This window comes from Streptomyces glaucus, assembly GCF_039533365.1.
Classification (GTDB): domain Bacteria; phylum Actinomycetota; class Actinomycetes; order Streptomycetales; family Streptomycetaceae; genus Streptomyces; species Streptomyces glaucus.
Map to the genome: position 1 here is coordinate 1 of NZ_BAAATK010000101.1, position 8,650 is coordinate 8,650.

An 8,650-nucleotide genomic window follows, 5' to 3' on the forward strand; every position below is an offset into this window, starting at 1 on the left:
CGGGCGGGGCGCGCGGTCCGCAGGGTCCGTCCGCGGGGCCGTCCAGGTCCTTCGAGCAGGGTGCGCCCGCCACGCCCCCGCAGGGGGGCCGCCCGGCCCCGGCGGGCGCGGGCGCCGGCTCCGGCCAGGCGCCGGGCGCCCCGCAGGGGCTGCAGGCCGCGCACCCCGGCGGGCCGCAGGACCAGGAGGCCTTCGGCCCCGGCCGCAACGCCGCCAGGCGGGGCCGTCGTGCGCAGCGGGCCGAGCAGCCGCAGCTGCCGCCGCGCGGCGGGGCGCGGGCCGAGCTGCCGGGCGGCGGGCCGCAGCCCCGCACGCCCGGCTGGAGCGACGGCGACGCGCAGCCGGCGGTGGAGCGCGCCGCGCTGGACGTCCCGCGCGGCCACGAGGAGCCGGACGTCGCGCAGACGGCCCGGATGCCGCGTGTCGACGACCGGCAGGGCCCCGGTTCCACCGCGGAGATACCGGCGATCGCGCGCGGCGACGAGCACCAGGGTCCCGGCGCCGCCCTCGACTTCCCCCGCCCGGACGCCGATCCGCACGGCACGGGCCAGTACGCCCGGCCCGGCGCGAACGGCCGCCCGTCCGCGGACCGGTTCGACCGTCCCGGCACGAACTCCGCGCAGGGCACCGGCCAGTTCGTGCGCCCGGACGTCTTCGGCACGTCGGCCGGGCCGGGTGGTCCGGCCACGCCGCCGGCCCCGCCGGCCACCGACCAGTTCGCCGCCCCGCAGGCGTACGACAACAGTTCCACGGGCCGGCACGCCCTGCCGGACCGGCCGGGCCCCGCCCGGGCCGACGGCGACTTCGGCGTTCCGCGTCCGCCGGCCCCGCAGCAGCGCCCCGTCCGCCAGGAACCGGAGGCCCTGCCTCCGGCGACCGGCTCCGGCGACGGGGGGACGCCGCTGTACGACACGCTGGAGACCAACTGGTTCCGCGGCGACCGGCAGGAGCAGCAGGCGGACACCGCCTCCGCTCCCGCCCCGCAGCAGCCGCAGGCCCCCTCCAGCCCGCAGCGTCCCGCCGCCACCGCCTGGCGCAACTCGCCGAACGACGAACTCGTCCGGCAGGCAGAACGCGTCCGGCAGCCGGCCGCGGGCGGAATCACCACCTCCGGCCTGCCGCGCCGGGTGCCCCGGGCCAACCTCGTCCCGGGCACGGCTCAGCAGCAACCGCATCAGAGCGGTCCGCAGGTCTCCCGCGCGCCCGACGACGTGCGCGGCCGGCTGACCAATCTTCGTCGGGGTATCGCACAGGGCCGTCAGGCGGGAGCCGGCCAGACCGGCGGCTTCCCGCGGCCCACTCACCAGCAGGAGCGTTAGTTGAGCCCGATGAGCCAGGCGGCACAGAACCTGAACTGGTTGATCACCAGTTTCGTGGACAACACCCCGGGGGTGTCCCACACCGTCGTCGTGTCCGCGGACGGACTCCTTCTGGCGATGTCCGAGGGCTTTCCGCGCGACCGCGCCGACCAGCTCGCGGCCGTCGCCTCGGGGCTGACCTCGCTGACCGCCGGGGCGTCCCGGATCTTCGAGGGCGGCACCGTGGCGCAGACGGTCGTCGAGATGGAACGCGGTTTCCTCTTCCTCATGTCCATCTCCGACGGCTCGTCCCTGGCCGTGCTCGCGCACCCCGAATGCGACATCGGTCTGGTCGGTTACGAGATGGCGCTCCTGGTGGACCGCGCGGGCGCGGTGCTCACCCCCGACCTGCGCGCCGAGCTCCAGGGAAGTCTGCTTCACTGACCGGTTCCGGCACCACCCGTCTCACCAAATCACCGTCCGGCCGCCACAATCCCCCCACCGGCCCCGTCAGACGGCTTGACTGACCGACTTGCTGTCCCGCCCGGAGGACCCATGACCCCGCCCACCGCCTCTCATGATCCGTACGCGGAGCCGTACGAGGACGAGGGCGACCAGCCGCTGGTACGGCCGTACGCGATGACCGGCGGCCGGACGCGGCCCCGGTACCAGCTGGCCATCGAGGCACTGATCAGCACGACGGCCGACCCGGCCGTGCTCATGGGACTCCTTCCGGAGCACCAGCGCATCTGCCACCTGTGCCGCGAGGTCAAGTCGGTCGCCGAGGTGTCCGCGCTCCTGAACCTGCCGCTGGGCGTGGCCCGGATCCTCGTCGCGGACCTGGCGGAGGCCGGTCTCGTCGCGATCCACCAGCCGGGCGGCGACGAGACGACCGGCGCGCCGGACGTGACACTGCTCGAAAGGGTGCTCAGTGGACTTCGCAAGCTCTGACGGAGGCCGGGCGACCACCTCCGCGAAGATCGTGGTGGCGGGCGGCTTCGGCGTGGGCAAGACCACGTTCGTCGGCGCCGTCTCGGAGATCAACCCGCTGCGCACGGAGGCCGTCATGACGTCTGCTTCGGCGGGCATCGACGACCTCACCCACACCGGGGACAAGACCACCACCACGGTGGCCATGGACTTCGGCCGCATCACCCTCGACCAGGACCTGATCCTGTACCTGTTCGGCACACCGGGCCAGGACCGCTTCTGGTTCATGTGGGACGACCTGGTGCGCGGCGCCATCGGCGCGGTGGTCCTGGTCGACACCCGCCGCCTCGCCGACTGCTTCCCCGCCGTCGACTACTTCGAGAACAGCGGCCTGCCCTTCGTCATCGCCCTCAACGGCTTCGACGGCCAGCAGCCCTACACCCCGGACGAGGTGCGCGAAGCCCTCCAGATCGGCCCGGACACCCCGATCGTCACCACCGACGCCCGCCACCGCGCGGACGCCAAGTCGACCCTGATCACGCTCGTGGAGCACGCCCTGATGGCACGCCTGCGCTAGCGGCAAGTCGACAGCACGGCACGGCAGTTGCCGGGCCCGCCGCGGCGGTGCGGAGCCGGCTGTGTCCTTTGACACGGCCGGCTCCGGTGTTCATAACGTTTCGGCAGAGAATCGGCCGACGCGGCCACGCGTCGCGATCATCTGATGCCGCTGCGCGCACAAAAGCCCCGCCTTTTGACGGAGCTCGCTCTTTATGACCGTTTTATCTGGGGCTTCCGTCACTTGCCATCCCCGCGTTCCCATGTTTGGAAGAGCGCAGGCCGTCGTGCTGGAATGCCTGAACTGCCCCATAGTCAAAGACGTACTCAGCAGTACTGCGTACTCGATGGCGTACCGGGCTCTGAGACACTGCGGCACAACGTAGGTGCCGACCGCCGAGAGGTTGTTGGTCGAGTGAGGCGAAGCAAGAACAGTCCCGAGCCGTCGGCCCGGGGCAACTTCACCCCGCCGCCGCGCACAGCGGCGCCCGCCCCCGTGCCCGGTCCGGAGCCGACGGTCGCGCCCGCCCGCAGCGGCGGCCGGCTCTCCCCGCGCAACTGGCGGGTGACCACCCGGCTCAACGCGATCCTGCTCATACCCGTGCTGGTCGGTCTCGTCATGGGCGGCTTCCAGGTGAAGAGCTCGATCGACACCTGGCAGGAGGCCGAGGACGCGGAGAGCACCGCCCACCTGGTGCGGGCCTCGCTGGCCTACGCCAACGCCCTCTACAACGAGCGCGACGTCAGCGCCGCCCCCCTGCTGCGGGGCGCGGGCCAGGACGACGAGAGCGTCGCCGAGGCCCGCAAGGCCACCGACGAGGCCGCCGACGCCTTCGACGCGGCGGCGCAGGACATGCCGGCGAAGGCCGGTCTGGAGCGCCGCCTGAAGCAGTTCCGCGAGCAGGAGCCCAAGCTCCAGACGCTGCGCGCCGGCGCCTACACCAACAAGCTGACCGGCGTGAAGACCGAGGAGGGCTACGTCCAGGTCGCCCACCCCCTGATGGAGTTCGCCAACGAGCTCGGTCTGGGCACCGGCAACATCACCAGCTACGGCCGGACCGTCTACGCCATCTCCCTGACCAAGTCGGCGCTGTCGCTGCAGCGTTCCATCGGCATGCACATGCTGGTCAAGCCGGGTCCCGACCCCGCCCACCTCGCCAGCCAGCGCGTCGCCCTGTCCTCCTACGCCTACCTGGAGGGCATCGCCCGCGAGGAGTACCTCGGCGGCGGCACCGAGGAGGACGCGGCCAAGCTGGAGCAGGCCGAGAAGCAGATCAAGGCCGACGGCGCGGCGATGGCCAAGAAGGCCAGGTCCGAGAACCCGGACTACGTGGCGCCGCCCGCCAACCCGACCACGATGGTCTCCGAGCTGGCCCAGCTGCCCACCACGGACCGCAGCGCCCGCGCCGCGCTGGCCCAGCAGGGCATCACCCCGGAGAACTGGTGGGCGGTCAACACCCTCAAGTTCGACGCGTACCGCGAGATCGAGTCGGACATGACCGGCGCGGCGGTGGACGAGGCCGCCCGGATCGCCGACGACGCCCAGCGCGACGCCCTGGTCACCGGCGCGGCCGTCGTGATCGCCCTGCTCGCCGCGTTCATCCTGGCCGGCATGGTGGCCCGCCAGATGAGCCGCTCGATGCGCCAGCTGCGCAACGCCGCCTTCGGCATCGCCGAGCAGCGCCTGCCGATGCTGGTCGACCAGCTCTCCCGCACCGACCCCGGCCGGGTCGACACCCGGGTCGCGCCGATCCCGATCAGCACCACCGACGAGATCGGCGAGGTCGCCCGCGCCTTCGACCAGGTCCACCGCGAGGCCGTCCGGCTCGCCGCCGAGCAGGCGCTGCTGCGGGGCAACATCAACGCGATCTTCACCAACCTCTCGCGCCGCAACCAGTCCCTGATCGAGGGCCAGCTGACCCTCATCACCGACCTGGAGAACAACGAGGCCGACCCGGACCAGCTGGAGAACCTCTTCAAGCTGGACCACCTGGCGACCCGTATGCGCCGCAACGGCGAGAACCTCCTGGTCCTCGCCGGCGAGGAGCCCGGCCGCCGCTGGGACCAGCCGGTGCCGCTGATCGACGTGCTGCGCGCCGCCTCCTCCGAGGTGGAGCAGTACGAGCGCATCGAGCTGCAGGGCGTCCCGGAGGCCGAGATCCACGGCCGGGCCGTGACCGACCTCGTGCACCTGCTGGCCGAGCTGCTGGAGAACGCCACCACGTTCTCCTCCCCGCAGACCAAGGTCCGCGTCACCGCGACCCGGCTGCCCGACGGCCGCGTGATGATCGAGATCCACGACAAGGGCATCGGCCTGACCGCCGAGGACTTCGCGGACATCAACCACAGGCTGGCCAACCCGCCGACCGTGGACGCCGCGATCTCGCAGCGCATGGGCCTGTTCGTGGTCGGCCGGCTGGCCGACCGGCACGGCATCCGCGTCCAGCTGCGCCCCTCGGGCGAGCAGGCCGGCACCACCTCGCTGGTCATGCTGCCGGACGCGATCACGCACGGCGGTGGCGGCGAACAGCTCCAGGAGCGCGACGAGTTCACCGTCTCGCAGATCATCCCGGAGCAGAACTTCCCGGGCGAGACCTCCCACCAGCAGCAGCCCCTGCGCACGGCCGCGGAGCTCGGCTTCGACGACAGCCGCTACGCCGACGTCCCCGACGACATACGCGAGCTGGACCCGGTCGGCCGCTCCCTGATGCGCGAGGAGCGCCGTGCGGCCCTGGAGGCCCAGGCGCAGGGCCAGCAGGCGGCCCAGGCGTCGCAGGACGTCCAGGAGGCCGCGGAGGCGTCCGCGTTCACCGACCAGTTCACCGGCCAGTTCGCCGCGCAGCACGGGACCCAGGGCTACGACACCGGCCAGACCCCCTACCCGGAGCAGCCCGCCGCGTACGAGCAGCAGCAGGCGTACGAGCAGCAGCAGGCGTACGAGGAGCAGCAGCAGGCGTACGGGAACCAGCAGCAGGCCGGGTACGACGAGCAGTACTACGCGCCGAACGGCGCGCTGCCGCAGGGCGAGGGCTTCCCGGCCAACGGCGGCTACCCCGAGCCCTCCTACGCGGAGCCGGTCCAGGAGCAGCACCCGGCGGCGGGCACGGCCGCGCAGGGGACGTTCCCCGCCTTCGAGCAGCGGCGTCACCAGGACGACTGGCCGCAGCAGGGCGGCTACCGGAACGACTACCCGTCCCAGTACGCTTCGGATGCCCCCGAAGCGGAATCCGCGCAGGCCGCTGACGTGGGCGAGGCGGACCGCGTAGGCTTCGACCGTCCGGGACCGGCCCCTTCCGCCGGCCACGAGCTGACCGACGCCGGGCTCCCCCGCCGCGGTTCCCCCGCGGACGGCGCGCACGGCACGGGCGGCGCGCGGCACGCGCACCAGGAGCCGCCGGCCTCCGCGCCGGAGAGCAACGGCGACAGCAGCTGGCGCTCGGCGAACGACGAGCGCTGGCAGCAGGCCGCGCAGCTCCGGAAACCCAAGGCGGGCGGGGTGACCTCCTCCGGCCTGCCGCGGCGGGTGCCCAAGGCCAACCTGATCGAGGGTTCCGCCGAGAGCACCCCTCAGGGGGGCCCACAGGTCTCCCGCGCCCCGGAGGACGTCCGGGGCAGGCTGAGCAACCTGCGGCGCGGCGTCCAGCGCGGCCGCAACGCAGGCAGTGAAACGAACGGCCAGGGCTTCGGTCCTGACAGCACCTACGACCAGGAGCGTTAGTGTGAGCCCGATGAGCCAGGCGGCACAGAACCTGAACTGGTTGATCACCAACTTCGTGGACAACACCCCGGGGGTGTCCCACACGGTGGTGGTCTCCGCCGACGGACTCCTTCTGGCGATGTCCGAAGGCTTCCCCCGCGACCGCGCCGACCAGCTCGCGGCCGTCGCCTCCGGTCTGACGTCTCTGACGGCAGGCGCCTCCCGGATCTTCGAGGGCGGCAGCGTGAACCAGACGGTTGTGGAGATGGAGCGGGGATTCCTCTTCATCATGTCCATCTCCGACGGTTCGTCGCTCGCGGTTCTCGCACACCCGGAGGCGGACATCGGCCTCATCGGGTACGAGATGGCCCTTCTGGTCGACCGCGCCGGTACGGTCCTGACACCGGACCTTCGTGCGGAACTCCAAGGGAGCCTTCTCAACTGACGGGCGAACGGTGCGTATCGGCGTCCCGGGGCCGTAAGGTCTTGGGACGCGGCCTCACAATGATGGGTGCCAGGCACAGTCGGAGGAGGAGAAAGTGGCAACACCCCCAGGCGGTTCGCCTTCGGGCAACTGGTCGTACGGCCCTGCCCAGGGCCAGAACGACGGTTCCCAGAACCGGTACGACTTCCCCTCCGCACCGAACCACCGGCAGCCGTACGTGCCGCAGGACCCCGGTCAGCTGCCGTACGACCAGCCGCAGGCGCCGCACATCCAGCCCGTGCAGCCTCAGCGCCGTACCCCCGAGCCGGCGCCCGCAGGGGCGTCGAACAACCCCCTGGTGCGCCCGTACGCCATGACGGGCGGTCGTACCAGGCCGCGGTACCAGCTCGCCATCGAGGCGCTGGTGCACACCACCGCGCAGCCGCACCAGATGCAGGGCCAGCTGCCCGAGCATCAGCGGATCTGCAACCTCTGCCGAGAGATCAAGTCGGTCGCCGAAATCTCGGCGCTCCTGACCATTCCCCTCGGCGTGGCCAGGATCCTCGTCGCCGATTTGGCGGAGGCGGGACTGGTCGCCATTCATCAGCCCGGCGGCGACGAGAACGCCGGCGGCCAGCCAGACGTGACACTGCTCGAAAGGGTGCTCAGTGGACTTCGCAAGCTCTAGCGGCGGTCCTTCCCGCTCCACCACCTCCGCGAAGATCGTGGTGGCGGGCGGCTTCGGCGTGGGCAAGACCACGTTCGTCGGCGCCGTCTCGGAGATCAACCCGCTGCGCACGGAGGCCGTCATGACGTCTGCTTCGGCGGGCATCGACGACCTCACCCACACCGGGGACAAGACCACCACCACGGTGGCCATGGACTTCGGCCGCATCACCCTCGACCAGGACCTGATCCTGTACCTGTTCGGCACACCCGGCCAGGACCGCTTCTGGTTCATGTGGGACGACCTGGTGCGCGGCGCCATCGGCGCGGTGGTCCTGGTCGACACCCGCCGCCTCGCCGACTGCTTCCCCGCCGTCGACTACTTCGAGAACAGCGGCCTGCCCTTCGTCATCGCCCTCAACGGCTTCGACGGCCAGCAGCCCTACACCCCGGACGAGGTGCGCGAAGCCCTCCAGATCGGCCCGGACACGCCGATCATCACCACCGACGCCCGCCACCGCGCGGACGCCAAGTCGACCCTGATCACGCTCGTGGAGCACGCCCTGATGGCACGCCTGCGCTAGCGCGGCCGGTCGGAACGAACAGCAGGGGGCGCCCTCTCCGTTTCGGAGAGGGCGCCCCCTTTCGCGCCTCCTCACGCTCGCGCGCGGCCCCTGCGCGCCGCGGCTTGCCGCCAGGCACGGGAAACCGCCGGGCACGGGAAAGGGGCCCACCCCGTCCGGGATGGGCCCCTGAAAAAGCTCCCTCGGCTCAGCGCCAGCTGTGCGGGGCGCGGAAACCGCCCTCGCGCTCCAGGCGGCGCCAGCCGGCGCGCCGGTGGCCGCGGTGGGCCGGGGCCGTGGCGGCCGGGCGGGCGGCCGCGCGGGCCAGGAGGAGCGCCGTGAGGGCGGCGACCTCCTCGGGCTCGGCGTGGCCCTTCTCGACGCGGATGTCAGGAGTGTTCATGGGTGTCAGTCTCCGTGGCTGAGGGATCCGCGGGGTTGCCGCGAGGGATCCGCCGGGTCACTGGGGCGGGTTGCCGTGCTTGCGGGAGGGCAGGTCGGCGTGCTTGGTCTGCAG

At 72.3% G+C, this 8,650-nt stretch carries 8 protein-coding genes and 1 pseudogene; 8 read left to right on the forward strand and 1 reads right to left on the reverse strand.

All coding sequences use genetic code 11. From position 1 onward, the window contains the following. The 8 genes and pseudogenes from ABD363_RS32030 to ABD363_RS32065 all read left to right on the forward strand — a co-directional run. A pseudogene (locus ABD363_RS32030) lies at positions 1–1,319 on the forward strand (nitrate- and nitrite sensing domain-containing protein); the annotation flags it as partial. Positions 1,320–1,328: 9 nt separating this feature from the next. Beyond that, on the forward strand, positions 1,329–1,742 hold the full coding sequence (locus tag ABD363_RS32035; RefSeq protein WP_344609976.1) for a roadblock/LC7 domain-containing protein: 414 nt from the start codon (positions 1,329–1,331) through the stop codon (positions 1,740–1,742). 111 nt (positions 1,743–1,853) lie between these two features. Next, complete coding sequence (locus ABD363_RS32040; RefSeq protein WP_344609977.1) at positions 1,854–2,249, forward strand: DUF742 domain-containing protein; 396 nt, start codon at positions 1,854–1,856, stop codon at positions 2,247–2,249. After that, positions 2,230–2,805 carry a GTP-binding protein gene (locus tag ABD363_RS32045; RefSeq protein WP_344609978.1) on the forward strand — a complete coding sequence of 192 codons (576 nt, stop codon included), beginning with the start codon at positions 2,230–2,232 and terminating at the stop codon, positions 2,803–2,805. Before ABD363_RS32040 ends, ABD363_RS32045 begins: the two co-directional genes overlap by 20 nt. A 393-nt stretch (positions 2,806–3,198) precedes the next feature. After that, entirely contained in the window at positions 3,199–6,501 is a 3,303-nt protein-coding gene (locus ABD363_RS32050; protein ID WP_344609979.1) for a nitrate- and nitrite sensing domain-containing protein, read from the forward strand. Between the two features lie 10 nt (positions 6,502–6,511). Next, positions 6,512–6,925 carry a roadblock/LC7 domain-containing protein gene (locus ABD363_RS32055; RefSeq protein ID WP_004983065.1) on the forward strand — a complete coding sequence of 138 codons (414 nt, stop codon included), beginning with the start codon at positions 6,512–6,514 and terminating at the stop codon, positions 6,923–6,925. Positions 6,926–7,019: 94 nt separating this feature from the next. Next, positions 7,020–7,592 (forward strand): DUF742 domain-containing protein, encoded by a 573-nt coding sequence (locus ABD363_RS32060; RefSeq protein ID WP_344609980.1) that lies wholly within the window; start codon positions 7,020–7,022, stop codon positions 7,590–7,592. After that, the gene (locus ABD363_RS32065; protein ID WP_114255509.1) at positions 7,573–8,154 is read left to right on the forward strand and encodes a GTP-binding protein; all 582 of its coding nucleotides are present in this window, start codon (positions 7,573–7,575) and stop codon (positions 8,152–8,154) included. Before ABD363_RS32060 ends, ABD363_RS32065 begins: the two co-directional genes overlap by 20 nt. Positions 8,155–8,341: 187 nt before the next feature. On the opposite strand, the gene ABD363_RS32070 is transcribed toward ABD363_RS32065, so the two are convergent. After that, on the reverse strand, positions 8,342–8,536 hold the full coding sequence (locus tag ABD363_RS32070) for an acyl-CoA carboxylase epsilon subunit (protein WP_344609981.1): 195 nt from the start codon (positions 8,534–8,536) through the stop codon (positions 8,342–8,344). Between the last annotated feature and the right edge of the window lie 114 nt (positions 8,537–8,650).

Bases quoted from the DNA above. Each gene is read 5' to 3' on its own strand.
- ABD363_RS32035 (WP_344609976.1), top strand. From the start codon at position 1,329: ATGAGCCAGGCGGCACAGAACCTGAACTGGTTGATCACCAGTTTCGTG.
- ABD363_RS32040 (WP_344609977.1), top strand. From the start codon at position 1,854: ATGACCCCGCCCACCGCCTCTCATGATCCGTACGCGGAGCCGTACGAG.
- ABD363_RS32055 (WP_004983065.1), top strand. From the start codon at position 6,512: ATGAGCCAGGCGGCACAGAACCTGAACTGGTTGATCACCAACTTCGTG.
- ABD363_RS32070 (WP_344609981.1), bottom strand. From the start codon at position 8,536: ATGAACACTCCTGACATCCGCGTCGAGAAGGGCCACGCCGAGCCCGAG.